Origin of the sequence: Bradyrhizobium sp. BRP22 (assembly GCF_020194175.1) — a bacterium.
Classification (GTDB): Bacteria; Pseudomonadota; Alphaproteobacteria; order Rhizobiales; family Xanthobacteraceae; genus Bradyrhizobium.
Genome location: NZ_JADYVX010000015.1, coordinates 25,009 through 50,368 on the forward strand (window position 1 = coordinate 25,009; position 25,360 = coordinate 50,368).

The following is a 25,360-nucleotide window of genomic DNA, read 5'->3' on the forward strand; positions in this document are numbered from 1 at the left end:
CGCATCCCGGAATGACGGAAGAGTGCAGATTACCCCTCTCCCTCCAGCACCAACGCCCCCTCCATCATCTTCACGCAACCGCCCCCGACATGGACGGACGCGACCGTGCCGCCCTGCCTGCGGACGCGAGTGACCAACAGGCTCGGCCGGCCCATGTCGACACCCTGGCCGATGCGCAGCCTCACTTCGCCGTCACCCGTTCCGTCGAGATCGGCGAGCAATGCGGCGGCGGCCGCGGTGGCGCTGCCGGTCGCCGGGTCCTCGGAGAGGCCGCTTGCGCCCGGATGGAACATGCGCGCCTGCAGATCGAGCGGCTGCTCGCTTGCAGGGACATCGCGCGTGTAGAAATAGACCGCATCCGAGCCGTCGCGCGGAAACGTCCGCGCGAACGCAGCCGCATCGGGCCGCGCCCGTTTCAATGCGTCACGCGAAGTGAGCTCGACCATCAGGAACGGCAGCCCGACCGAGACGATCTGCGGCGGATGCCGGTCGGTCTTCAGATCACTTGCCGACAGCGACAGGCAGGCCGCGGCTTGTTCGGCGGCGACGGGCGACAGCCGCTGCAGCGGCTGTGGCGCGGTGAGCTCGGCGCCGACAACCCTGCCCTGCTCGGTCAGGATCTCCACAGGCACGAGCCCTGCCTTTTCCTCGAAGATGAGCCGCGCCGGCGGCTGTTGCGCGAGCGTCGCCAGCACGAAGGCGGTGCCGACATTCGGGTGGCCGGCGAAGGGAATTTCCGAGCGCACCGTGAAGATGCGGACCTGCGCGTCGTTTGCGCTATTCTGCGGCGGCAGCACGAAGGTCGTCTCGGAATAGTTGAACTCGGTCGCGATCGCCTGCATCTGCGCGGTCGACAGCCCGCCAGCATCGAGCACCACGGCAAGCGGATTGCCGCCGAACGCACGATCGGTGAAGACATCGACGGTGATGTAGCGACGCTGCATCGTCTCCTCCTAGCCCAGTTGCCACACCGCAACCGGCTTCTCGTAGCCGCGGATCGGCACCTCGCCGCGCGGCACCGCATCGTGAGCATTCTCGCCGAGCGCCTCGCGCACTTCGGACGAGATCAGGAACTGCGAGTTGAGCTCCTTGTTGAGCGCCTCCAGCCGCGCGGCGAAATTCACGGTGTCGCCGATCACGGTGTATTCCTTGCGCCGGGGCGAGCCGACATTGCCGGCGACGACCTCGCCGATATGGATGCCGATGCCGATGCGCAGCGGCCAGCTCGTGGTCTCGTTGAACCGCTCATTGGCGGCGAGCATCTCGCGCGCTGCGGCCACCGCCTGCTGCGCGGCGTCCTCGGCTTCGAGCGGCGCGCCGAACAGCGCGAGGAAGCCGTCGCCGAGAAACTTGTTCACGATGCCGCCATGGCGGTCGAGGATATCGACCAGCATGGCAAAGGCACGGTCGAGCCGCTCGACTACCTCCTGCGGCGAGCGCGTCCGCGCGCCCGCGGTGAAGCTGCGGAAATCGACGAACATCACCGCGACACGACGGATATCGCTGTCAGTCGACGCGCCCTCCGTCATCAGCCGTTCGACGACCTGCGGCGAGACGTGCTGGCCGAACAGGTCGGTGATGCGGTCGCGCGCAGTCGCCGCCGCGATGCTGGCCTCGAACTGCCGCCGCAACTGCATGCCGACCGCGCCCGCCAGCATGCCGCAAACCAACAGGATCAGGCTGCGCGAAGCGTGATAGTAGACATTGGGCTCCAGCGAGCTGTCTCCCGCCGGATGGTAGAACATCGCCACACAGAACAGCTGCGCCGCCGCGACGAAGCCGGTGAAGGTCGAGAGCCAGAAATCCAACCGCAGCGTCGAGAGGATGATGAAGATGAAATAGGTGAGCGGACCGACGAAGCCGAGTGCCGCTTCCGAGCCCATGCTGTTGATCTGCAGCCCCAGCGCCACCGTCGGCAGCGAGGTCTCGATCAGCGCCCCGATATAGCGCCGGATTACCGGCAGGTCGCGGCCCTTGCGCATGTGCCGGGTGATCGCCCCATGCACCCATAGCTCGAACAGGATGAACGGCACCAGGATGGCGTAGAGATAGAACGGATTGAGATTGCCGTGCCAGACCCGGCTCACTGCATCGGGGGCGAAGAAGTAGACCGTCGCGGAGATCAGCGAGAGCAGAACCGTCGTCCCGATCAGCGCCTTGATCCGGAGCAGTTCGGTCGTCATCACCTCGCGCATCAATATCCGGTGGAATTCGGCCGATACGGCCGAACCTTGCGCGTCTTTCTTCCTGCTCCAGAATCCGGCCATGCTGCTGCCCTGACGTCAGGCAACTATATGCCTCAATCGAGCGTGCGACGGAAGCGCGTTACGGCGATCGTCATCGCCACCAGCATCAGTACAATGAGTGCAATCGCGTCATATTGCAGATTGGCAACGCCGGCGCCCTTCAGCATGATGGCGCGGACGATGCGGACGTAGTGAGTCAGCGGCAGGCCCTCGCCGAGATACTGCGCCCACACCGGCATCCCCGCGAACGGAAACATGAAGCCTGAGAGCAGGATGCTCGGCAGGAAAAACATCATCGAGAGCTGCATGGCCTGAAGCTGGTTCTGCACGATGGTCGAGAACGTATAACCGATCGAGAGATTGGTGGTGATAAACAGCGTGGTCAGCGCTGCCAGGAGCAGCACGCTGCCGAGGATCGGCACGCCGAACAACAGCACGCCGATGCCGACGATCAGTGAGGCCTGCACGAAGCCGACGATGACATAAGGAATGATCTTGCCGAACATCACCTCCACCGGCCTGATCGGCATCGACAACAGGCTCTCCATCGTGCCGCGCTCGATCTCGCGCGTCACCGACAGTGCGGTGAAGATCAGCATGGTCATGGTCAGGATGGTGCCGACCAGGCCCGGCACGATGTTGAGCCGCGACTCGGCGGCCGGGTTGTAGCGGGCGTGCGTCCTGATCTCGAACGGCATGTCCGGGGGATCGCCGACATGCAGATCGTGCTCCAGCGCGGTCTGCACCAGGGCGCCGAGCGCGCCGAGCGCGGAGCCGGCTGCGATCGGATCGGTGGCGTCGGCGGCGACCAGCAGCGCCGGCTTGTCGCCGCGCCGCACTGCGCGCTCGAAGCCGCGCGGGATCTCGACGCCGAACAGCACCTTGCCGGATTTCAGGAGGTCGTCGAACTCGGCGACATCGTGCACCTCGCGGGTGAAGCGGAAATAGGCGGTGTTCTCCATCGCCTTCAGGATCGAACGTCCGAGATCGCTGTCCTCCTGGATCAGCACCGCCGTCGGCAAATGGCGAGGCGTGGTGTTGATGGCATAGCCGAACAGCAGGAGCTGCATCACCGGGATCATCACGATCATGGCGAAGGAGACGCGGTCGCGGCGAAGCTGGATGAATTCCTTCACCAGCATCGCATAGCTGCGACGCCAGAAGCCGAACGCCGGCTCTCTCGTCTCGATAGCGGGATGGATTGCCTCGATCGCGCTCATTGGAATTTATCCCTGGAAATTATCCTTGGAGCGGCCCATGAGATCGATGAACACGTCTTCGAGCGACGGCTCGCTGTCCTGCCAGTGCCAGCGCGGATCACCGCGATAGGCGGCAACCGTCGCATCCAGCGCCGCCTTGTCGCGGCCGGAGACATGCAGGCTGGTGCCGAACGGCGCCACCATGTCGATGCCGGCCTTGCCGGCGAGTTCGTCGCCAAGTCCGTTGAGATCGTCGCCGGTCACCGTATAGGTCGAGAGCGCCGAGCCTGCGATCACCTCTTCCACCGTGCCATGTGCCAAGAGATGGCCATAGGCGATGTACGCGATCTCGTGGCAGCGCTCGGCCTCGTCCATGTAGTGCGTGGAGACCAGCACGGTCAGGCCCTCGGCGGCAAGCGTGTGGATTTCGTTCCAGAAGTCGCGCCGCGCCTTGGGATCGACGCCGGCGGTCGGCTCGTCGAGCAGCAGCAGTTTCGGATTGGGCAGCGTGCAGGCGCCGAGCGCAAGCCGCTGCTTCCAGCCTCCGGAGAGATTGCCGGCAAGCTGCTCCTCCCGGCCGCTCAGCCCGATGCGCGCGATCATCTCGCGCGCTGCGCCGCGCGCGTCGGGCATGCCGTAGAGCCGCGCGACGAATTCCAGGTTCTCGCGCACCGAAAGGTCCTGGTACAGGCTGAAGCGCTGGGTCATGTAGCCGACCAGGCGCTTGATGCGGTCGGCATCGCGGCGGATATCGTAGCCGAGGCAGGTGCCGTTGCCGCTGTCGGGCGTGAGCAGGCCACAGAGCATGCGGATGGTCGTGGTCTTGCCGCTGCCGTTGGGACCGAGGAAGCCGTAGATCGAGCCGCGCCGCACCTGCATCGACAGATCATGCACGACCTCGCGGCCGCCGAACGATTTGGAGAGGCCATGGACGTCGATGGCGATGTCAGGCGTATGGTTGGCGACCGTGCTCATTGCCGGTCCGCCACCGGCGTCTTCGGATTGAGATAGACGCTGATCGGCTGGCCCACGCGCAACGCATCGGGCCGGCTCGGCCGCGCCTGGATCAAATAGACAAGCTTGTTGCGCTCATCGAGGCTGTAGATCACGGGCGGGGTGTATTCCGCCGTGGTCGCGATGAAATAGATCTTCGCGGTGAGATCGGCGGCGCAATTGTCGCAGACGACGCGGACCTGGTCGCCGATCGAAAGCTTCGGCAGTTCCGCTTCAGGCACGAAGAAGCGCAGCTTCATGTTGCCGGGCGGCATGATCGAGAGCACCGGCCGCTGCGCCGCCACCATCTCGCCCTCGCGGAAATAGATCTGCTGGATGGTGCCGGCGACCGGCGCAAACCCCTTGCGCCGCGCCAGCCGCGTCTCCGACGTGTTGACCTTGGCTTCGGCCACGCGCAATGCCGAGACCGCGGCGTCAAGATTGGCCTGCGTGCCCGCACCCGTCCCTCGCAGGGACGCAGCGCGGTCATAGGTCTGCTGCGCATTGGCGAGTGTCGCCTTGTTCTGGTTGAGATCGGCCTGCTGCAGGTCGTCGTCGACGGAGTAAAGCAGGTCGCCGACCTTCACCTCGTCGCCTTCGCGCACGTTGAGCTTGACCACGCGGCCGGATTCATCCGGGCTGACAAAGATCATGTCTGCTTCGACCCAGCCCTGGAATCCGGGATCGCGGCGCTCCTGGCAGGCGGCGAGCACTGCGGCCAGCGCTACCGCGACCAGCATCCTGATCGTTCGCGACGAGGTCATGTCGTCCTCCGTTCGCCGAAGATCAGGTCGAGGTGGACGCGCAGCATCTCGATCGCATCCAATGGCGAATGCTTGCTGAACATGCTCTGCCAGATCACCGCGATCAGCGCGGGCGCGACCATGATCTGCGGGAAGCGCACCAGTTCCTTGTTGCGGATCTCGCCGCGCGCGATCGCAACCTCGATCAGCGCGCGCATACCGGCCATCCCGCGCGACACCACTTCGCGGAAATAGAAATCGGCGATCGCCGGAAAGCGCGGCCCTTCGGCCATGATGAGCCGCACAATGTCGCCGCGGCGCGTCGAGGCGATCTCGCGGATGAACATCTCCGCAAAGCTCTCGACTGCATCGCGGACCGATCCGCCGGCCGGCGCCGGCGAGGCCATGCGGCCGATCAGCGGCACCAGCGCGGTCCGGATCAATTCCTCGAACATCGATTCCTTGTCCTTGAAATGCAGATAGATCGTGCCCTTGGCGACGCCGGCGCGCTTGGCGATGTCGTCGAGCCGGGTTGCAGCGAAACCGCGTGCGACGAACTCCTCCATCGCCGCCTCCACGATCGCCGCCCGCCGCTCCGCCGCGCGCTCGGCGCGGTTCGGCCCGCCGCCGGCAAGCTTCGGCGAGACCACTTTTGACACCTTGGCCCGCGCCGCCCTGCTGGCGGTCCGGCGCCGGGCCTTGGAGCGAACGGAAGATTTGGCGTGATGTTTCATGCGATGATTTTGACTGACTGGTCAGTCATAGTCAAGTTAATTGTCGGCCCGTAGCCCGGGTAGGAGCGAAACGCGTAACCCCGGGAAATCTGCATCCGCGTGGCAAGCTGTCCCGGGTTGCGCTTCGCTCCACTCGGGCTACGGCCCTGAATTATTTGCTAAACCAGCCTTGCCGCTTGCTCAGTTCAACCTCTCCCGCTTGCGGGGGAGGTCGGCGCGCAGCGCCGGCTGGGGGCTTTCTCCACTGGGGGACTCTGACTCAATCACGTCGGTCCAACCCCGCGGAGACACCCTCACCCCGCCCTCTCCCGCAAGCGGGAGAGGGCGCGCAGCTCCCGCGTGGAAACGGCTCGCCGTCCTACGCAAAATCCAGCACCATGCGGCCGTCGATCTTCCCGGACTTCATCCGGTCGAAGATGTCGTTGATCTTCTCCAGCGGCGCCTTGGTGATCTCCGCGTGCACCTTGCCGTCGGTGGCAAAGGCGATCGCTTCGTCGAGATCGCGGCGGGTGCCGACGATCGAGCCGCGCACCGTGATGCGCTTCAAGACGACATCAAAAATCGGCGTCGGGAATTCGCCGGGCGGAAGGCCGACGAGGCTGACGGTCCCCTTGCGCCGCACCATCTTCAGCGCCTGCGCGAATGCAGCGGTGGACACCGCGGTCACCAGCACGCCATGCGCCCCTCCCCCGGTCGATGCCAACACCTTCTCCACCGCCGTCTCCGACAACGCATTGACGGCGAGATCGGCGCCGGTGCTTCGCGCGAGCTCAAGCTTGTCCTCGGCGATATCGACCGCGGCCACCTTGAGCCCCATCGCCTTCGCATATTGGATGGCGACATGGCCGAGGCCGCCGACGCCAGAGATGACGACCCACTCGCCGGGCCGCGCTTCGGTCTCCTTCAGTCCCTTGTAGGTCGTGACGCCGGCGCACAGGATCGGCGCCACCTTTGCGAAGTCAATATTCGCCGGCAATTTTGCGGCGAATGCCGCCGATGCGATGACATATTCGGCGAAGCCGCCGTTCACGCTGTAGCCGGTATTGTGCTGGTGCTCGCACAGGGTTTCCCAACCGGTCTCGCAATACTCGCAACGCATGCACGCGTCATGCAGCCAGGCGACGCCGACGGCATCACCAACCCTGAGATTGGTCACACCAGGGCCGAGCGCTGCGACAATGCCGGCGGCCTCATGGCCCGGAATGAAGGGAGGAACCGGCTTCACCGGCCAGTCTCCGGACGCGGCATGCAGATCGGTGTGACATACGCCGCAGGCTTTCACCTTGACCAGGACTTCGCCCGGACCCGGTTCGGGCACCGGCACATTCTCGATCTCGAGCGGCTTGCCAAAATTCCGGACAACAGCGGCTTTCATGGTCGGCATCTGTCTGCTCCTTCGCTTTGGAGAGCAGACTAGCGGCCGGCCGCCTCTCGTTTCTTGATCGGTGTCAAAGGACGCGACGAATGTGCGCGTGTGACATCGCAATGACAACCGCGCCTCGTGAAGCGAAGCGCAACCCGGGGAACTGCATCAGCGGCGCGAGCGGTCCCGGGTTACGCGCTCCACCCGGGTTACGAGGGCTGCGCTAACCTCTGGCGTCGCAGGCCCAGGCGCGGATCACGCATTCCTTGCCGCCATATTCATAGCATTTGCGGGTCGCTGCGTTCAGCGAGCGCGAGATCTTCGGCTCCACGGCGTAACCGTGCGCCCCGCACGGATTGGCCATGTCGACGGATAAAGCGGCGCAGGCACGCTTCATGGTGATGGTGGTGCATTCGCCCTTGCACTGCTTCAGCGCCGCAGCGCGGGCCGCCGCTTCGGCGGGATAGTCATAGGCGTGGCCATAAGCGCCGCATTTGCCGACCGCAATGGCGCCCGCCGCCCAGCTCTCGGTGATCAAGCGCGTCGCGCCCAATGCTAGCGTGAGCGCAAGAATGAACAGCGCGCGGCGTTGCGCACGCCTTGTCGAGACGATCACTTTCCCCAACCCCCAGACAGCCGGCGCGGACTCTAGCCGCCGGACGTTTCCACTTGGTGAACGGGAGATTGAGAGACGCGCAAATCGCAATGACGTGGGAAGAGAGCGGCGCGATTCCATCATCCGTCGTCCCGCGCTTGACGCGGGACCCATAACCACAGGCGCTCGTTGTGGCGCGAGCGAGCGGTCACAGCTCACACATCACGAGCATTCGTGGTTATGGGTACCGGCTCGCGCTTCGCTTGGCCGGGACGACGGTTATGACCCGCGCGCCGCTTCCAACGCCTGCGGGGTGTCGATGTCGAGGAAGGCGCTTTCGCCGTCGACGGGGACTTCGGCCACGGCTTCGGCATGCTTGGCGATCAAATGCCGCGCGCCGATGTCGCCGTCGAGCGTCATCAATTCCTTGAAGAAGCGCCGCGACCACAGCACGGGATTGCCGCGCCTGCCCTCGCTGACGGGGACCGCGATCAAATGGCCGCGGTCGGGTGCAAAGGTATCGATGAGCCGGTCGATCAAGGACGCGCCGATCAACGGCATGTCACCGAGGCAGATCACGGCACCGTCGACATTGTCGGACACCGCGGAGATGCCGGCCTTTACCGAACTCGCAAGCCCGCCGGCGAAATCCGGATTGCGCACGAACTTCACCTTCAGCCCCTGCAGCGCCTGTTCGACCAGCTCCGCCTGATGCCCGGTGACGACAATCACCTCCGAAGCCTTTGACGCCAGCGCCTGCTCGGTCGCAATACGCACCAGCTTCTTGCCGCCGATCTCCGCGAGCAGCTTGTTGGGGCCACCCATCCGTGTCGAGCGGCCGGCGGCGAGCACGATGGCCGCGAGCTTGCGATTGCCTTCGGTGTCGGAGCCTGTGCGCGGCTGCGGCCGCGTCACGATCTCCATCAACAGCCCACCGACCCCCATGCCGGTGAGCTCGGCGCGCGTGACCTTGATCCCCGCGAGCAGGCGCATCAGCACCCAATCGAATCCATTCTCGACCGGAGAGCGCGCGCAGCCGGGCGCACCCAGCACCGGCACATTCGCCGCGCTGCCGATCAGGAGCAGATTGCCCGGATCGACCGGCATGCCGAAATGCTCGATCGCGCCGCCGATCCCGGTGATCGCCGCCGGGATCACGTCGCGCCGGTCGGCGATCGCGGAAGCGCCGAACACGATCACAAGCTCGGCGCCGAGCCCGAGCAATTCCTTGATCGATGCAGCCAGCGCGGTCTCCTCATGCGGCACGCGGCGCTCGGCAATGATGCTGGCCCCGGCGGGCGCGAGGCGCTCGGCGGTGACACGCAGCGTCTTCTCGATCACCTTCGGCGACAGCCCCGGCAGCATCGTGGAGACGATACCGACCTTCTTGATGACGTAAGGCGCAACCTGCAGCGTGTCGCGGCTGGCCACCGCGACCGCCGCATCGCGCAAGCGCGCTTCGACGCCAAAAGGAATAAGCTTGACGGTGGCGATCATCTCGCCTTCGACCACCGGCTTGAACGCGGTCAGCGTGGCGAGCGTGATCGCCTCATCGACGCCGTTGATGCGATCGACCGCGGCACGGTCGATCACCAGCACGCCCGCGCGTGCAGCGAACAGATTGGCACGGCCGGTGAAGGCACGCTCGACATTGACGCCATCGCCGGCAATGGCCTGCGCGATGCTGGCCGCGGCGGCGTCTTCAGAGACGTCGCCCTCCTCCAGCCGCACCACGACGATTTCCTTCACCCCGGCCTTGGTCAAGGCTTCCACTTCGGCAGGGCCGATCGTGGTGCCCTTCTTCAGCACCAGCGACCCCTGCCGCAGTGTGTGGACGGTGACGCCGCCAATCGCGTCACGCGGACTGGCAGGCCCAAACTTCATGCCGCAACTTCTTTCTCTTTCGGCGGCAGCCGCAGCGTCGCGGTGATCTCTCCCATGATGGCGACCGCGATCTCGGACGGCGATACCGCACCAATGTCGAGCCCGATCGGCGCATGGATGCGCGCGATGTCGCTCTCCTTCGCGCCTTGCGCGCGCAGCCGCTCCGCGCGCTTCGCATGCGTCTTCCGCGAGCCCAGCGCTCCGATATAGAAGCAGTCGCGCTCGAAGGCGTGCAGCAGCGCGGGATCATCGATCTTCGGATCGTGCGTCACCGCGACGAAGGCGGTGTAGTGATCGACGTTGAGCGGCGGCAGCGCGACATCAGGCCATTCCGCGATCAGGGGCACGTCGGGAAAGCGTTCCGGGCTGGCAAAAGCAGTGCGCGGATCGACGACGGTGACGTCATAATCCAGCGATCGCGCCAGCGGCGCCAGCGCCTGGCTGATATGGACGGCGCCGATGATCACGAGCTTTGCGGTCGGCGCGTAGACGTTGAGGAACAGCTTCTTGCCGCCGACCTCGACATTGGTGCTCTTGCCCATGCGCAATGCCTTGGCAAGCTCGGCATGCAGGGGATCGGCGGCAAAGTCCTTGGCTTTCACCAGCCGTTGCTCGCCATTGGCGGTATCGGTGACGACAATCACCGGGCGCCGCGCGGCGCGCTCGGCATTCAGCTCTTTCAGCGTTTCGAGCTTCACGGCTAGCCTACCTTCTCGACGAAGACGCGGATGGTGCCGCCGCAGGACAGGCCGACATTCCAGGCGGTCTCGTCAGCCACGCCGAATTCGAGCATCCTGGGCTGGCCGCTCGAGATCACGTCGAGCGCCTCGGTCACCACGGCGCCTTCGACGCAGCCGCCTGAGACCGAGCCCAGGAATGTACCCTCGTCGTTGATGACGAGGCTCGAACCCGCCGGTCGCGGCGCCGAGCCCCAGGTCTCCACCACGGTGGCCAGCGCCACCCCGTGTCCGGCCTTCTGCCAGTCCTCAGCCGCCTTCAGGATGTCTTCGTCGCGATTGAGCATTTGAAAACCCTCTTCAAGCTACGGAGCGGATCAGGCTGCGATGATGCGGTGGTGGCGGGGCCGAAAGCGCGTCGATCAGCCCCTGGATAGAGCTCAAATTATGTACCGGGCGGAATTCGTCAACGTGGGGCAGCATCATTTTGATGCCCTGCGCCTTGGCCTCGAAGCCGCTGTAGCGCAGCAGCGGATTGAGCCAGATCAGGCGACGGCAGGAACGGTGCAGCCGGTCCATCTCGAAGGCGAGCTTGGCGTCCGCCTCGCGTTCCAGTCCGTCGGAGATCAATAACACGATCGCGCCCTGCCCCAGCACCCGCCGGGCCCAGAGCTTGTTGAAGGTGTGCAGCGAGGTCGCGATCCTGGTGCCGCCGGCCCAGTCCTCGACGCTCGAGGAGCAGCTTGCCAGCGCCTCGTCGGGATCGCGCTGGCGCAGCGCCCGCGTCACGTTGGTCAGCCGGGTGCCAAACAGGAACACTGACACGCGTTTGCGGGCGTCGGTGATGGCATGCAGGAAATGCAGGAACAGGCGGGTATATTCGCTCATCGAACCCGAGATGTCGAGCAGCGCCACGATCGGCGCCGGCTTGTCGATGCGGCCGAGCTTGCGGATGTCGACGATCTCCCCGCCGGTGCGCAAGGAGTTGCGCACGGTGCGGCGGATGTCGAGCTTCAGGCCGCGGGCGTCCGGCCGGTAGCGGCGCGTCTCCAACTCCGCCTGCGGCAGACTCATCTTGGCGATGGCGCGGGTGACCTCGGCGATCTCGGCCGCGCTCATCTGCGCGAAGTCTTTCTTCTGCAATATCTCGCGATCGGAGACCGAGAGCTTGAGGTCCTGCGCCTGCTCCTGCGGCCGCTCCTCGCGGCTCGCGGGCTGCGACAGCGCCTCCTGCACGCGGCGCGAGGCCGGCGGCGGCTTCTTCTTGGCGTGGTCGGGCAGCGGCACCGAGTCCAGCATGCTCTTCCACTCCTCGGCGGCGCGGAAGAACAGATCGAAAGCCTGGGCAAAGATCAGCGCATGCTCGTGGCGCTTGACGAAGATCGCTTCCAGCGTGGCGTAGAAGTCGGCGCGGCTGCCGATTTCGATCAACTGCAGCGCATTGAGCGCATCGATCACCGAGCCCGGCCCGACCGGCAGCCCGGCCGCCCGCAGCGCGCGGGCGAAGCCGACCACGTTATCGGCCATGTGGCCCGTCGGCGGCGCAAGGTGGTTGATGGGCATCTATCCTCACCTCGTCATTCCGGGGCACGCGAAGCGTGAACCCGGAATCTGGAGATTGCGGCGCGAGGTTCCGGGTTCGCGCTGCGCGCGCCCCGGAACGACCGAAGCGAACGCGAGCAACTACGTCTCGCTCGTCGCTTCCTTCAAAACCTTCTGCAGCGTATCGCCCTGCATGCGCGCGATGTCGTCCTGGTACTTCAGGAGCGCACCGAGGGTGTCGCCGACCACTTGCGGCGTTAGCGAGCGCGCATCGAGCTCGGAGAGCGCGGTGGCCCAGTCGATGGTCTCGGCGACGCCGGGCGACTTGTAGAAATCCTGGTCGCGCAGCGCTTGCACGAAGCGCACCACCTGCTGCGACAGCTTGTCCGAAATGTTCGGCACCCGCGACTTGACGATCGCGAGCTCGCGCTCGGCTGCGGGATAGTCGACCCAGTGATAGAGACAGCGCCGCTTCAGCGCGTCGTGGATCTCGCGGGTGCGGTTGGAGGTGATGATGACGATCGGCGGCGCCGGCGCCTTCACCGTGCCGAGCTCGGGGATCGTCACCTGGAAGTCCGACAGGATCTCCAGCAGGTACGCCTCGAACGCCTCATCGGCGCGGTCGAGCTCGTCGATCAGGAGCACCGGCGGGCCGGCGACGTCAGGCTCCAGCGCCTGCAATAGCGGCCGCTTGATCAGGAAGCGCTCGGCAAAGATGTCGCTCGCAAGCTGGTCGCGGTCGGTGTCGCCGGAGGCTTCAGCCAGGCGAATCGCGATCATCTGCGAGGCGCTATTCCACTCATAGACCGCGGAGGCGACGTCGAGGCCCTCGTAACACTGCAGGCGGATCAGCGTCCGCCCGAGCGCTGACGACAGCACCTTGGCGATCTCGGTCTTGCCGACGCCGGCCTCGCCTTCAAGGAACAACGGCCGGCCCATGCGCAAGGCGAGATAGGTCACCGTCGCAAGCGACCGCTCGGCGAGATAGCCGCGCGAGGTCAGGAGCTCGAGCAGTGCATCGACGGATTTCGGTAGCGCCGATGCGGTCATGGGAACGCCGGTGTTGGAGCCAAGGGAGCCTGTATTATCACGCTTTAGCGTTAGCAGCTTCGACCGCCCGGCGCGCCAGCACCCCGATCAAATGCGCGCGATATTCGGCGCTGCCGTGCAGGTCGCTGTTAAGCCCCTCCGGCGATACGCTGAGCCCCTCCAGCACCTTGGGCGAGAACCGCTTCTGCAGGGCTTCCTCGAAGGCGGTGACGCGGAACACGCCGTCCGAGCCGGCGCCGGTGACGGCGACGCGGACATCCGACGGACGGCGCGCGACAAACACGCCGACCAGCGCATAGCGCGAGGCCTGGTTGCGGAACTTCACATAGGCCGCCTTCTTCGGCACCGGAAACTGCACCTTGGTGATGATCTCGTCGCCCTCGAGCGCGGTCGAGAACAGGCCCTGGAAGAACTCTTCCGCCTTGAGCCGCCGCTTGTTGGTGACGATGGTCGCCCCCAGTGCCAGCACCGCGGCCGGATAGTCCGCGGTCGGGTCATTGTTCGCCAGCGAACCACCGATGGTGCCGCGATGGCGCACGGCAGGATCGCCGATTCCAGCCGCGAGCTCGGCGAGCGCGGGAATCGCCTCGCCCACGACGGCAGAGTTGGCGACCTCAGCATGCTTGGCGGTGGCGCCGATCGCGAGCGCACGGCCCTTCATTTCGATGGTGTCGAGGCCTTCGATGTGGGAGAGGTCGACCAGATGCGGCGGGCTTGCGAGCCGCTGCTTCATGACCGGCACCAGCGTGTGACCGCCGGCGATCAGCTTGGCGTCGTCGTTCTTCACCAGAAGGTTGGCGGCCTGTCGCACGGTCGCCGGACGATGATACTTGAATTCATACATTGGATTGTCCCGGAAATTTCAAACCGCAATCGCGATGCAATGCGCTGAGGTTCAAGCCAGATCGGACTTCGCCATCGCCTTGGCGCCGGCGGCGATCGAGGCGACGATGTTCTGATAGCCGGTGCAGCGGCACAGATTGCCCTCGAGCTCCTCGCGGATCACCTCGTCGGAAAGATCATTGCCCTTGCGGTGCACCATATCGACGGCGGTCATGATCATGCCGGGCGTGCAGAAGCCGCACTGCAAACCATGATTCTCGCGGAACGCTTCCTGCATCGGATGCAGCGGCCCGCCGTCCGGCGCCAATCCCTCGATGGTCTTGACCTCATGGCCGTCGGCCATCACCGCGAGCGTGGTGCAGGACTTCACGGCCTTGCCGTCGAGATGCACGACGCAGGCGCCGCATTGCGAGGTGTCGCAGCCGACATGGGTGCCGGTCAACCGCAGGTTTTCACGCAGGAATTGGACGAGAAGGGTACGGGGGTCGACATTGGCGGTGACGGGATTGCCGTTCACGATCAGGGAAATCTTGGCCATCAGCACTCTCTTGATCTGCTCTGCCGCACATCGACAGAACAGGCGTTTATAACCGTTCCAAAGCCATAATATGGGCCATCACCGCAATGGGCAACCTCGCCCCTCGCATGGCCGGATGACGTCGTGCCGTTTTTGCGCCGTTGTGCAGCGCCGCTAGTCTTTAGCTTGGAGGCGGGCTTCTTGGCGTCAGCCCTGCACAGCCTTGGCGAAATTCGCGAAGAATTCATCGGCCAGCTTCTTGGCCGTGCCATTGATCAATCGCTGGCCGAGTTGGGCGAGCTTGCCGCCGATCTGCGCCTCGACGTTATAGCTCAGGAGCGTGCCGCCATCCTTGTCGGCGAGCGCGACGGTCGCGCCGCCCTTGGCGAATCCGGCAACCCCGCCCTCGCCTTCGCCCGAGATCTTGTAGCCGTTGGGCGGATCGAGATCGGACAGCATGACCTTGCCCTTGAAGCGCGCCGAGACCGGGCCGACCTTCATCTTGGCGACCGCGCGAAAGCCGTTGTCCTCGGTCTTCTCCAACTCCTCGCAGCCGGGGATGCAGACCTTCAGCACCTCGGGATCGTTGAGCTTGGCCCACACGGCCTCGCGCGGCGCCGCAAGTTGGACTTCGCCGTTCATTGTCATTGCCATGAGAGCCTCCCCGATCGCATCAAACCAACACCCAACTAAAGCACAGCAGCCACAAAGGAAAGACCAACATCTGACGACGAGCGATGCATATTCGCAGCGCAGCAAAACGGAGACCGCCCTTGTGACAGGGCCGGGCCGGATCAAGAAGGGCCATTGGCAGGGGCAGCCGGGAATGATTAGGTCGCGCGCGATGAGCACATCCCTCTCCCCGCTGCTGGCACCGATGCTGTCAAGCGCCGCGATGCGCGCGGTCTGCGACGACGCCGCCACCTTGCAGAATATGCTGGATTTCGAGGCAGCGCTGGCGCGTTCCGAAGCAGCGGTCGGCGTGATTCCGAATGCCGCGGCGGGGGCGATCGGCGCGGCCTGTCGGGCCGAATCATTCGATGCCGCGGCGCTCGCGGACGCCGCTGTCCGCTCGGGCAACCTGGCGATTCCGCTGGTCAAGGCGCTCACCGCCGAGGTCGCCAGAGCCGACAAGGAGGCCGCGCGCTATGTGCATTGGGGCGCGACCAGCCAGGATGTCATCGACACCGCAACCATGCTCACGTTGCGTGCCGGCATCGACGCGCTGCTCGTCGATCTCGATCGCGCCATCGCCGGCTTTGCAAAGCTGGCCCGCCAGCATCGCGACACCGCGGTGGTCGCGCGCACCTGGCTGCAGCACGCGCTGCCGATGCCGTTCGGCCTCAAGCTCGCCGAATATGCCGCAAGCCTGCACCGCTCGCGCAAGCGGCTGCTGCGCCTGCGCCGCGAGGCCCTGGCCCTGCAATTCGGCGGCGCCGCCGGCACGCTCGCCGCGCTCGGCGACAACGGCATGGCCGTGGCCGCAAAGCTGGCGCAAGAACTCGACCTGCCGTTGCCGGAAGCACCCTGGCACACCCACCGCGACCGTATCGCGGAGATCGCATCCGCCCTCGCCATCATCGCGGGAAGCTGCGGCAAGATCGCCCGCGACGTCTCCTTGATGATGCAGACCGACGTCGCCGAAGCCTTCGAGCCCTCCGGCGAAGGCCGCGGCGGTTCCTCGACCATGCCCCACAAGCGCAATCCGGTTGCCGCCGCAACCGCGCTCGCTGCCGCCACCACGGCCCCCAATCTCGCCGCGACGATCCTTGCCGCGCAGGTGCAGGACCACGAGCGCAGCGCCGGCCCCTGGCACGCGGAATGGCCGACCTTGCCGACGCTGATGCTGGTCACCTCGGGCGCGCTCGCCGCTGTCGTCGAACTCGCCGAGGGCCTGGACGTCGACGCCGCGCGGATGCGCGTCAACCTCGGTGCGACCAACGGGCTGATCATGGCGGAAGCGGTATCGATGGCGCTCGCCGAAAAGCTCGGCAAGAGCGAAGCGCATCACCTCATCGAAGCCGCCAGCAAGAAGGCCGTCGCCGAACAGAGGCACCTGCGCGACGTGCTGAAAGCCGATCCAGGGATCACCGCGCAGCTTGCCGCGGACAAAATCGAAAAACTGTTCGAGCCGATGGCCTATCAGGGCGCCTCGCAGGCGCTGATCGACCGCCTGCTCGCCTCGCTCGAGGATTTGTCGTAAGACACCGCTGTCATTCCGGGGCGCGCGGAGCACGAGCCCGGAATCCATCGGGCCACATACACAGGCGGTGAAATGGATTCCGGGCTCGATGCTGTCGCATCGCCCCGGAATGACGAGAGAAATAGGGGAACGCAGACCATGCCGATGATCGACGCCGACGGATGCCTACTCAACGTCCAGGTGGAAGGCCGCGACGGCGGACCGACGCTGATGCTGTCGAATTCGCTGGGCTGCACGCTGCAGATGTGGGAGCCGCAGATGAAGGCGCTGACGCAGGTGTTCCGCGTCATCCGCTACGACCGGCGCGGCCACGGCAAGTCGCAGGTCCCTCCCGGCCCCTATTCGATAGAGCGTTTCGGCCGCGACGTGCTGGCGATCCTCGACGACCTCAATATCGAGAAGACCCATTGGTGCGGCCTGTCGATGGGCGGCATGGTCGGGCAATGGCTGGGTGCCAACGCGCCGGAACGCTTCGGCAAGATCATCCTCGCCAACACCACCTGCCACTATCCGGATCCGACCAACTGGCACAACCGTATCAAGGCGGTGAAGGAAGGCGGCATCGCCGCGGTCGCCGACACCGCGATCGCAGGTTGGCTGACGGCTGATTTCCGCGAGCGTGAGCCGCAGATCACAGCCCGGATGAAGGCGATGCTGTTGGCTTCACCTGTCGACGCTTACATCGCCTGCTGCGAGGTCTTGAGCACGCTCGACCAGCGCGATCTGTTGCCGAAGATCACGAATCCGACGCTGGTGATCGCCGGCCGTCACGATATGGGCACCCCGGTCTCGGCCGCGGAATACATTCGCAGCCATATCCCCGGCGCCAGCATGACGATCCTCGATGCCGCGCATATCTCCAATGTCGAGCAGCCGCACGCCTTCACCGAAGCCGTGGTCGGCTTCCTGACGCAACGCTAGGTCCAACAACGTCGTCATTTGCGAGCGAAGCGAAGCAATCGATATTGCGCCCGCGGATACAATGGATTGCTTCGTCGCTTCGCTCCTCGCAATGACGGGAGGAGATCATCATGGACGACGACAAGCGCCGCGACGAGGGCATGACCCAGCGCCGGAAAGTGCTGGGCAATGAATGGGTCGACAAATCGATCGCCAACCGCAATGCCTTCAACACCGATTTCCAGGACCTGATCACGCGCTATGCGTGGGGTGAAATCTGGACGCGGCCGCATTTCGACCATCGTACGCGGCGCGTGCTTGTCATCGGCACAATGGTCGCGCTCGGGCAGTGGGATGAATTCCGCCTGCATGTGCGCGCGGCGCTCACCGAAGGCGGCTTCTCGCCTGATGACATCAAGGAGATCCTGCTGCAGCAGGCGATCTATTGCGGTGTGCCGGCCGCCAATCACGCGGTGAAGGAAGCGTCGGCGATCGTTGCGGAGCTAGGGCTGTTGAAGCGATAAATTGCCGGCGGGCACGACGGCATCGGCCTCGTTCCGCACCTCGGCCATCCGCGGCGCGGCGCCCTCGATCAGCAGCACGATGCCGATGCCGAGCAGCATCAGCAGCTCGGTCGCATGCAGCCGCAGCGCCTCGGCCTCGCCGACCGCGGAGGCCGCCAGCATGCTGACGAAGCTGAGCACGCTGCCGAGCGCCAGCGCCATGCCGAGGGTTTCATCGCCGCCGCCGCGCTCGCGGACCGAGCGGCTCGAAAGCAGCACCAGGTACAGCGCGAAAAAGGCAACGGTCGTGATCCGCGCCAGCGCCAGCAGCCAGGCAATACGCACGCTCGCGATGCCCGACAGATGCAGATGATCGCTGATGAAGAAGCCGATCGACACGCTCGGCCGGTCGTAGAGGCCGCGGACCGGCGCCTCGATGATCTGGAAGGCGATGCTGGTCCAGACCGGGATGAAATAGGCCGCCAGCAGCGCGCCGCTGAATGAGCTGATCCGCCAGTTCGTCGACATCTGCCGCTCCCCGTGTTCCGCTCGCCGGTCCCGCCATAAGGATTTGACGCGAGGTAACTTCGTTGGAAATCAAGCGGCAATCTAAACCCTTTGTTAACCTTAATGGGGCAGCCGCTGTGGACAGCGTCCAAAAAGAAAGTCCCGCCTTGCGGCAGGACTTTCCTTCGGCTCTCACTTGGACGGGAAACTAGCGCCCTTGGCCTGGGTTCTGCCCTTGGCCGGGGGTCTGGCCCTGACGGTTCGGGTCCTGCTGCTGCTGGCCGGGCTTGCTGCCGCCGCCCTGCTGCTGGCCGGGCTTCTGGCCCGGATTTTGATTCTGCTGACCCGCGTTCTGGTTCTGATTGGCCATTCGCAATCTCCCTGGGGTTGGGCCCGGTCCAGACGGACCAGGCAGAGGCCAACGCGGGAACAAGGACGGCGTTTCGGCGGGAACCGTCACGTCACGGTGGGAGGATATTGAATGGGGAACCGTCGGCAAAACTACCTCTGTACAAGCCCTTGAAGCCGCACCTCCCGCTGTTGCCGCCCAAGGTGTTCCACTGTTAGAAAATGAGACGACGCGTCGGACAAGGCTGCCGGGAGCCCTCGCCGCGTCGCTCCTCGGATGGCGTTTTCAAGCGAAGTGGATACCGGTTCGCGTGAAGGGAACGCATCAAACAAAACCAGGGCTTGTCGGGTTCCGATCCGGTCAGAACCGAGCCAGCTCCAAACGGCCGCGCATGGATTATTTCGCCCAACAACTCATCAACGGCCTCGTGCTCGGCTCGATCTATGGGCTGATCGCAATCGGCTACACCATGGTCTATGGCATCGTCGGCATGATCAATTTCGCCCATGGCGACATCTTCATGATCGGCGGTTTCATCGCGCTGATCTCGTTCCTGGTGCTGGTCTCGTTCGGTCTCACCGCGATCCCGCTGGTGCTGTTCGTCGTGCTCCTGGTGTCGATGGCGATCACCGCGCTCTACGGCTGGACGGTGGAGCGGATCGCCTACCGGCCGCTCAGGCATTCGTTCCGCCTGGCGCCGATGCTGTCGGCGATCGGCATGTCCTTTGTCCTGACGAATTTCTCTCAAGTGGCGCAAGGCGCGCGCGTGAAACCGGTGCCGCCGATCATCACCGGCGGCTACACGCTGCATGAGGGCCCGGCCGGTTTCGTGGTGCAGCTCTCCAACATCCAGATCATCGTGGTGTTGGCCACCGTGGTGCTGCTGGCGCTGTTCACCTGGCTGGTGTCGAGCACGCGGCTCGGGCGCGACATGCGCGCCTGCGAGCAGGACCAGACCATGGCGGCGCTGCTCGGCGTCGACGTCGATCGCACCATCTCCATGACCTTCGTGATCGGCGCCGCGCTCGCCGCCGTCGCCGGCATGATGTACCTGCTCTATTACGGCCTGGTCGATTTCTTCATGGGCTTCGTCGCCGGCATCAAGGCCTTCACCGCCGCCGTGCTCGGCGGCATCGGCTCGCTGCCCGGCGCGATGCTGGGCGGACTCGCGATCGGGCTGATCGAGACGTTCTGGTCGGCCTATTTCTCGGTCGAGTACAAGGACGTCGCCGCCTTCTCGATCCTGATCGTGGTCCTGATCTTCCTTCCGACCGGCCTGCTCGGCCGGCCTGAAGTCGAAAAAGTCTGACGGGCGGCCGCGTGACCGCGTCAACGCTCGAGAAGCAACCGGCGCCGCGCGCAAGCGGCGCCGCCTTCATCCTCAAGAAGGCCACGATCAGCGCCCTCGTCGCGCTGGTGCTGTTCTCGCTGATGATCGGCGTCCGCACCGAGGCCGGCCCGCAGGGCGGGCTGATCTACTGGACCCGGTTCGGCGATCTCGCCGCCATCGTCGCCGCCGTGTTCGGCGGCAGCATCGTCGTCGAACTGCTGCGGCAATGGTGGGGACCCGCCGACAGGGTCCGCGTCGTTCCACCGGTGGTGCAGAATGCGCTGTCGCTCGCCGGACGCCTGCTCGCGCCGGCGCTGCTGATCTTCACGTTCCTGGTGCCTGTCATCTTCTACGACCAGCGCTACATCCTCGATCTCGCCATCCTCGTGCTCACCTATGTGATGCTCGGATGGGGATTGAACGTGGTGGTCGGCCTCGCCGGCCTGCTCGATCTCGGCTATGTCGCGTTCTATGCCGTCGGCGCCTACTCCTACGCGCTGCTCGCCACCAATTTCGGACTGTCGTTCTGGGTCTGCCTGCCGCTCGCCGGCATCCTGGCGGCGTTCTGGGGCGTGCTGCTCGGCTTTCCCGTGCTCAGGCTGCGCGGCGATTATCTTGCGATCGTGACGCTGGCCTTCGGCGAGATCATCCGCCTCGTCATCATCAACTGGCAGAGCCTGACCGGCGGGCCGAACGGCATCTCCGGCATCCCGCGGCCGACCCTGTTCGGCATCCCGCTGACACCAGGAGAAGACGGGTTGGCGGCGCGGCTCGGCATCGAATTCTCGCCGACGCACCGCATCGTCTTCCTGTTCTATTTGATCCTGGCGCTGGCGCTGCTCACCAACTGGGTGACGATCCGCCTGCGCCGCCTGCCGATCGGCCGCGCCTGGGAGGCGCTGCGCGAGGACGAAGTCGCCTGCCGCGCGCTCGGCATCAACACCACCACGACCAAGCTCACGGCCTTTGCCACCGGCGCGATGTTCGGCGGCTTTGCCGGCGCCTTCTTCGCGACGCGCCAGGGCTTCATCAGCCCGGAATCCTTCACCTTCCAGGAATCGGCGCTGGTGCTCGCGATCGTCGTGCTCGGCGGCATGGGCTCGCAGCTCGGCGTGGCGCTGGCCGCGCTCGCCATGATCGGCGGCTTCGAATTGTTCCGTGGCCTCGACCAGTACCGCATGCTGGTGTTCGGAATCGCGATGGTGCTGCTCATGATCTGGCGGCCACGCGGGCTGATCGGCCACCGCGCGCCCACCGTCTATCTCGAACGCAACCAGGCGATCTCCTCCGACCTCGTCAAGGAGGGGCACGGATGAGCGGCGACACCATCCTCTCCGTCGATGGCCTGTCGATGCGGTTCGGCGGCATCGTCGCCGTGAACGATCTCTCCTTCGATGCCGGGCGGCGCAAGATCACGGCGCTGATCGGCCCGAACGGCGCCGGCAAGACCACGGTCTTCAACTGCATCACCGGCTTCTACAGACCGAGCGGCGGCTCCATCGCCCTCACCCATGATGACGGCAGGACGATCCAGCTCGAACGTCTCAACGATTTCCGCATCTCCAAGCAGGCGCGCGTGGCGCGCACCTTCCAGAACATCCGCCTGTTCCCCGGCATGACGGCGCTGGAGAATCTGATGGTGGCGCAGCACAACGCGCTGATGCGCGCCTCCGGCCTCACCTTCCTCGGCCTGATCGGCGCTCCATCCTGGCGTAGCGCCGAAACACGCGCGATCGATCTGGCGCGCACCTGGCTGACGCGCATCGGCCTGCTGGAGCGCGCCGACGATGCCGCCGGCAACCTGCCTTACGGCGACCAGCGGCGGCTCGAGATCGCGCGCGCGATGTGCACCGAGCCTGCCCTGCTCTGCCTCGACGAGCCCGCCGCCGGCCTGAACGCGCGCGAGAGCGCCGCCTTGAGCGAACTATTGCTCTCGATCCGCACCGAGCTCGGCACCTCGATCCTCTTGATCGAGCACGACATGTCCGTGGTGATGGAGATTTCCGACCACGTCGTGGTGATGGACTACGGCGTCAAGATCGCCGAAGGCACGCCACAATCCGTCCGCGACGACCCCAAGGTGATCGCCGCCTATCTCGGCGCCGACGAGGAAGAAGCCCTCGCCGTCATGGAGAGCGGCACATGACCCCTCCCCTCCTTGCGATCCGGGGCCTGCGCGCGGCGTATGGAAAGATCGAGGCGCTGAAAGGCGTCGATATCGAGATCAATGCCGGCGAGATCGTCGCGCTGATCGGCGCCAATGGTGCCGGCAAGTCGACGCTGATGATGACGATCTTCGGCAAGCCGCGCGCCCGCGCCGGCCGGATCGAATTCGATGGGGACGACATCACCGGCGTGCCCACGCATCAGATCGCGCGGCTGCGGATCGCGCAGTCGCCGGAGGGACGCCGGATCTTTCCGCGCATGAGCGTCGCGGAAAACCTGCAGATGGGCGCCGACGTCACCGAATGCAGCGAAGCCGAACGTGCTGCGGTGCTGGAACGCGTGTTCGCGCTGTTCCCGCGGCTGAAGGAACGCATCAACCAGCGTGGCGGCACGCTCTCCGGCGGCGAGCAGCAGATGCTGGCGATCGGCCGCGCACTGATGAGCCGCCCGCGCCTGTTGATGCTGGACGAGCCTTCGCTCGGGCTCGCGCCGCTGATCGCGCGCCAGATCTTCGACGCGATCCGCACCCTGAACCGCCAGGACGGCCTGACCGTCCTGATCGTCGAGCAGAACGCCAACCACGCGCTGAAACTCGCCCATCGCGGCTATGTCATGGTCAACGGCCTGATCACGCTGTCCGGAACCGGCAGTGAGCTGTTGCAGCGGCCGGAGATCCGCGCTGCCTATCTGGAAGGCGGACGGCGGGGCTGATCTGTCGGAGACGAACCCTGCGGCAAGATGCTGCGAATGGACCGTGCATTTGCCTGAAAATTGCCGATGACTCGGCGGCAAATTCAGTCGACAATGCCGCCGGTTTCGCATCCGGCCCGCCCGCCGGGTGCATCCCTCAAGCGATGACCACGGGGACTCCACATGAAATCACTCAAGCTGATCGGCCTGGCATTGGGCGCATCGTTGGCATTGTCGGCGAGCGCATTCGCGCAAGACATCACCATCGCAGTCGCAGGCCCGATGACGGGCTCCGAATCCGCTTTCGGCCGGCAGATGAAGAACGGCGCCGAACAGGCGGTCGCGGATTTCAACGCCGCGGGTGGCGTGCTCGGCAAGAAGCTCAAGCTCGAGGTCGGCGACGATGCCTGCGATCCCAAGCAGGCGCGCTCGATTGCCGAGAAGCTTTCCGGCGCGCGCATCCCCTTTGTCGCCGGTCATTTCTGCTCGTCGTCGTCGATCCCGGCCTCCGAAGCCTATGCCGACGGCAACACGCTGCAGATCACGCCGGCTTCGACCAATCCACTGTTCACCGAGCGCAAGCTCTGGAACGTGGCGCGCGTCTGCGGCCGTGACGACCAGCAGGGCCTGGTCGCCGCCGAATACATCATCAAATATTTCAAGGGCAAGAACGTCGCGATCCTGAACGACAAGACAACCTATGGCAAAGGCCTGGCGGATGAGACCAAGAAGGCGCTCAACAAGGCCGGCTTCCAGGAGAAGTTGTTCGAGTCCTATAACAAGGGCGACAAGGATTTTAACTCCATCGTCTCGCGGTTGAAGCGCGACAATATCGACCTCGTCTATGTCGGCGGCTATCACCAGGAAGCCGGCCTGATCCTGCGGCAGATGCGCGACCAAGGTCTGCAGACCATACTGATGGCGGGCGACGCCCTGAACGACAAGGAATTCGCCACGATCACCGGACCCGCCGCCGAAGGCACGCTGTTCACCTTCGGTCCGGATCCCCGCAACAAGCCCACCGCGAAAGCCATCGTCGAGAAGTTCAAGGCAAAGAACATCGATCCCGAAGGCTACACGCTCTACACCTACGCCGCGATGCAGGTGTGGTCGCAGGCGGCAGCCAAGGTCGGCTCCACCGATCCGAAGAAAGTGATGGATGCGATCAAGGCCGGCGAGTGGGACACCGTGCTCGGCAAAATGGCCTTCGACGCCAAAGGCGACATCAAGGCCATCGACTACGTCGTCTACAAGTGGGACGCCAAGGGCAACTACACCGAAGTCAATCCGAAGGGATCGTGAGAACCTTCGCCTGCAAATCGGAAGGCTGGGCAAAGCGCCAGCGCGCCCATCTTCGCGAGCACCATGTTGGATGGTGGGCACGGCACTGATGCGTCTTTGCCCACGCTGCGGCTTCTGCAGTTTCGTTGCGCCCTCTCCTCGTCATTGCGAGCCAACGGGTCGCGCGACGCGCGCCCGATGACAGGCTCCACGAAGCAATCCATGCCTCCACGGGCGGCGGAACGAGATGCAAAGCTCGGACGCGATGCGCCGCGAGAATGCGGACTCACACACTCCACCGTCATGCCCGCGCAGGCGGGCATCCAGTAACCACAGGCCTCTCGGGTCAAGCACGACCGCCTCTGGAATACTGGATCGTCCGGTCAAGCCGGACGATGACCCCGCAAGGCTGTTTGACAATTGAATCAGTATCTCCCCACGTCGTCCCGGGCTTGCGCGCCGCGGCGAAGCCCTTTGGGCGTAGCCGGGACCCGGGACCCATAACCACGGGCCATTGTCGTGTGCTCCGCTGCAACCGCTTGCTCGCGCCACAACATCCGCCTGTGGTTATGGGTCCCTGCTTTCGCAGGGACGAATCGGTAGTCGCCGAAGCAATTCTCGCTGGAGAGAGAGACCGCCCGATCAAACCGCCGCGCGCACCGCGTCGGGAGCAACCGCCTGCCGCGCCTTCTCGATCGCGCGCATCAGATCGTTCGGACGAAACGGCTTCTGCAGGCAGACCACGTTGGGCAGGTCGGGTGCTTCGGACACGAAATCCAGCGCCGTCATGCCGGAGATCGCGACGATGGGAAGATCCGCCTGTCGGCCACGCATCATCGACATCACGTCGAGACCGCTCTTGCCCTGCAGGAAGATGTCGACGATGGCGAGATCGAACCTGCCCCCTTCGAACGCCTTGATCCCCTCCGCGGCGGACGCCGCCTCGACGATCTCGAAGCGGTTGACGCGCAGCACAATGGCAATCATCGCGCGCACGTCTGATTGGTCATCGACAACGAGAACACGGGCCATGAAAACCCCCAGA

General features: G+C 65.1%; 27 protein-coding genes. 8 read left to right on the top strand and 19 right to left on the bottom strand.

What is annotated here, in order from left to right; genetic code table 11:
* Positions 1 to 29: 29 nt before the first annotated feature.
* The 16 genes from I6F35_RS19600 to I6F35_RS19675 all read right to left on the bottom strand — a co-directional run bounded on the left by I6F35_RS19600 (position 30) and on the right by I6F35_RS19675 (position 15,040).
* The gene (locus I6F35_RS19600; RefSeq protein ID WP_225119313.1) at positions 30 to 944 is read right to left on the bottom strand and encodes a PhzF family phenazine biosynthesis protein; all 915 of its coding nucleotides are present in this window, start codon (positions 942 to 944) and stop codon (positions 30 to 32) included.
* A gap of 9 nt (positions 945 to 953) precedes the next feature.
* Positions 954 to 2,267, bottom strand: coding sequence for an adenylate/guanylate cyclase domain-containing protein (locus tag I6F35_RS19605; RefSeq protein ID WP_225119314.1), 1,314 nt, complete (start codon positions 2,265 to 2,267; stop codon positions 954 to 956).
* A 32-nt stretch (positions 2,268 to 2,299) separates the two neighbouring features.
* Positions 2,300 to 3,466 carry an ABC transporter permease gene (locus I6F35_RS19610; RefSeq protein WP_225119315.1) on the bottom strand — a complete coding sequence of 389 codons (1,167 nt, stop codon included), beginning with the start codon at positions 3,464 to 3,466 and terminating at the stop codon, positions 2,300 to 2,302.
* A gap of 6 nt (positions 3,467 to 3,472) precedes the next feature.
* Positions 3,473 to 4,420 (bottom strand): ABC transporter ATP-binding protein, encoded by a 948-nt coding sequence (locus tag I6F35_RS19615; RefSeq protein ID WP_225119316.1) that lies wholly within the window; start codon positions 4,418 to 4,420, stop codon positions 3,473 to 3,475.
* Positions 4,417 to 5,202 (bottom strand): efflux RND transporter periplasmic adaptor subunit, encoded by a 786-nt coding sequence (locus I6F35_RS19620; protein WP_225119317.1) that lies wholly within the window; start codon positions 5,200 to 5,202, stop codon positions 4,417 to 4,419. Before I6F35_RS19620 ends, I6F35_RS19615 begins: the two co-directional genes overlap by 4 nt.
* The gene (locus I6F35_RS19625; protein ID WP_225119318.1) at positions 5,199 to 5,840 is read right to left on the bottom strand and encodes a TetR/AcrR family transcriptional regulator; all 642 of its coding nucleotides are present in this window, start codon (positions 5,838 to 5,840) and stop codon (positions 5,199 to 5,201) included. The genes I6F35_RS19620 and I6F35_RS19625 overlap by 4 nt, the downstream gene beginning before the upstream one ends.
* 433 nt (positions 5,841 to 6,273) lie before the next feature.
* Complete coding sequence (adhP, locus tag I6F35_RS19630; RefSeq protein WP_225119319.1) at positions 6,274 to 7,299, bottom strand: alcohol dehydrogenase AdhP; 1,026 nt, start codon at positions 7,297 to 7,299, stop codon at positions 6,274 to 6,276.
* Between the two features lie 202 nt (positions 7,300 to 7,501).
* Entirely contained in the window at positions 7,502 to 7,894 is a 393-nt protein-coding gene (locus I6F35_RS19635; RefSeq protein ID WP_225119320.1) for a DUF4189 domain-containing protein, read from the bottom strand.
* Between the two features lie 258 nt (positions 7,895 to 8,152).
* The gene (locus I6F35_RS19640) at positions 8,153 to 9,757 is read right to left on the bottom strand and encodes a molybdopterin-binding/glycosyltransferase family 2 protein (protein WP_225119321.1); all 1,605 of its coding nucleotides are present in this window, start codon (positions 9,755 to 9,757) and stop codon (positions 8,153 to 8,155) included.
* Positions 9,754 to 10,455 (bottom strand): XdhC family protein, encoded by a 702-nt coding sequence (locus I6F35_RS19645; RefSeq protein WP_225119322.1) that lies wholly within the window; start codon positions 10,453 to 10,455, stop codon positions 9,754 to 9,756. The genes I6F35_RS19640 and I6F35_RS19645 overlap by 4 nt, the downstream gene beginning before the upstream one ends.
* Before the next feature lie 2 nt (positions 10,456 to 10,457).
* Entirely contained in the window at positions 10,458 to 10,781 is a 324-nt protein-coding gene (locus I6F35_RS19650; RefSeq protein WP_027582816.1) for an XdhC family protein, read from the bottom strand.
* 13 nt (positions 10,782 to 10,794) lie between these two features.
* Entirely contained in the window at positions 10,795 to 11,997 is a 1,203-nt protein-coding gene (locus I6F35_RS19655; RefSeq protein ID WP_225119323.1) for a VWA domain-containing protein, read from the bottom strand.
* 120 nt (positions 11,998 to 12,117) lie between these two features.
* Complete coding sequence (locus tag I6F35_RS19660) at positions 12,118 to 13,026, bottom strand: MoxR family ATPase (RefSeq protein ID WP_225119324.1); 909 nt, start codon at positions 13,024 to 13,026, stop codon at positions 12,118 to 12,120.
* A 37-nt stretch (positions 13,027 to 13,063) separates the two neighbouring features.
* Positions 13,064 to 13,870, bottom strand: a complete 807-nt coding sequence (locus I6F35_RS19665) for a xanthine dehydrogenase family protein subunit M (RefSeq protein ID WP_225119325.1) — start codon at positions 13,868 to 13,870, stop codon at positions 13,064 to 13,066.
* Between the two features lie 51 nt (positions 13,871 to 13,921).
* Entirely contained in the window at positions 13,922 to 14,407 is a 486-nt protein-coding gene (locus I6F35_RS19670; protein ID WP_225119326.1) for a (2Fe-2S)-binding protein, read from the bottom strand.
* 186 nt (positions 14,408 to 14,593) lie between these two features.
* Positions 14,594 to 15,040: a carbon monoxide dehydrogenase subunit G gene (locus tag I6F35_RS19675; protein ID WP_027582821.1), complete on the bottom strand. Its 447-nt coding sequence runs from the start codon at positions 15,038 to 15,040 to the stop codon at positions 14,594 to 14,596.
* A gap of 190 nt (positions 15,041 to 15,230) precedes the next feature.
* Here I6F35_RS19675 and I6F35_RS19680 point away from each other — a divergent pair, with 190 nt between their 5' ends.
* The 3 genes from I6F35_RS19680 to I6F35_RS19690 all read left to right on the top strand — a co-directional run bounded on the left by I6F35_RS19680 (position 15,231) and on the right by I6F35_RS19690 (position 18,013).
* The gene (locus I6F35_RS19680) at positions 15,231 to 16,589 is read left to right on the top strand and encodes a 3-carboxy-cis,cis-muconate cycloisomerase (RefSeq protein ID WP_225119327.1); all 1,359 of its coding nucleotides are present in this window, start codon (positions 15,231 to 15,233) and stop codon (positions 16,587 to 16,589) included.
* A gap of 138 nt (positions 16,590 to 16,727) precedes the next feature.
* Complete coding sequence (gene pcaD, locus I6F35_RS19685) at positions 16,728 to 17,510, top strand: 3-oxoadipate enol-lactonase (RefSeq protein WP_225119328.1); 783 nt, start codon at positions 16,728 to 16,730, stop codon at positions 17,508 to 17,510.
* 110 nt (positions 17,511 to 17,620) lie between these two features.
* Entirely contained in the window at positions 17,621 to 18,013 is a 393-nt protein-coding gene (locus I6F35_RS19690; RefSeq protein WP_225119329.1) for a carboxymuconolactone decarboxylase family protein, read from the top strand.
* Here I6F35_RS19690 and I6F35_RS19695 read toward each other — a convergent pair.
* Both I6F35_RS19695 and I6F35_RS19700 read right to left on the bottom strand, forming a co-directional pair.
* A complete protein-coding gene (locus I6F35_RS19695) occupies positions 17,993 to 18,520 on the bottom strand; it encodes a hypothetical protein (RefSeq protein WP_225119330.1) in 528 nt (175 codons plus the stop codon). The two genes, I6F35_RS19690 and I6F35_RS19695, sit on opposite strands and share 21 nt — an antisense overlap.
* 187 nt (positions 18,521 to 18,707) lie before the next feature.
* Entirely contained in the window at positions 18,708 to 18,869 is a 162-nt protein-coding gene (locus I6F35_RS19700) for a hypothetical protein (RefSeq protein ID WP_225119331.1), read from the bottom strand.
* A 370-nt stretch (positions 18,870 to 19,239) separates the two neighbouring features.
* On the opposite strand from I6F35_RS19700, the gene I6F35_RS19705 reads away from it, so the two are divergent.
* The 5 genes from I6F35_RS19705 to I6F35_RS19725 all read left to right on the top strand — a co-directional run bounded on the left by I6F35_RS19705 (position 19,240) and on the right by I6F35_RS19725 (position 24,336).
* On the top strand, positions 19,240 to 20,157 hold the full coding sequence (locus I6F35_RS19705; RefSeq protein ID WP_225119332.1) for a branched-chain amino acid ABC transporter permease LivH: 918 nt from the start codon (positions 19,240 to 19,242) through the stop codon (positions 20,155 to 20,157).
* An 11-nt stretch (positions 20,158 to 20,168) separates the two neighbouring features.
* Positions 20,169 to 21,494: a high-affinity branched-chain amino acid ABC transporter permease LivM gene (livM, locus tag I6F35_RS19710; protein ID WP_225119333.1), complete on the top strand. Its 1,326-nt coding sequence runs from the start codon at positions 20,169 to 20,171 to the stop codon at positions 21,492 to 21,494.
* Complete coding sequence (locus I6F35_RS19715; RefSeq protein WP_225119334.1) at positions 21,491 to 22,324, top strand: ABC transporter ATP-binding protein; 834 nt, start codon at positions 21,491 to 21,493, stop codon at positions 22,322 to 22,324. The genes livM and I6F35_RS19715 overlap by 4 nt, the downstream gene beginning before the upstream one ends.
* Positions 22,321 to 23,055, top strand: coding sequence for an ABC transporter ATP-binding protein (locus I6F35_RS19720; protein WP_225119335.1), 735 nt, complete (start codon positions 22,321 to 22,323; stop codon positions 23,053 to 23,055). The genes I6F35_RS19715 and I6F35_RS19720 overlap by 4 nt, the downstream gene beginning before the upstream one ends.
* 162 nt (positions 23,056 to 23,217) lie before the next feature.
* A complete protein-coding gene (locus I6F35_RS19725; protein WP_225119336.1) occupies positions 23,218 to 24,336 on the top strand; it encodes a branched-chain amino acid ABC transporter substrate-binding protein in 1,119 nt (372 codons plus the stop codon).
* A 621-nt stretch (positions 24,337 to 24,957) separates the two neighbouring features.
* Here the strand turns inward: I6F35_RS19725 and I6F35_RS19730 are convergent.
* Positions 24,958 to 25,347 (bottom strand): response regulator, encoded by a 390-nt coding sequence (locus I6F35_RS19730; protein ID WP_225119434.1) that lies wholly within the window; start codon positions 25,345 to 25,347, stop codon positions 24,958 to 24,960.
* Positions 25,348 to 25,360: the final 13 nt, after the last annotated feature.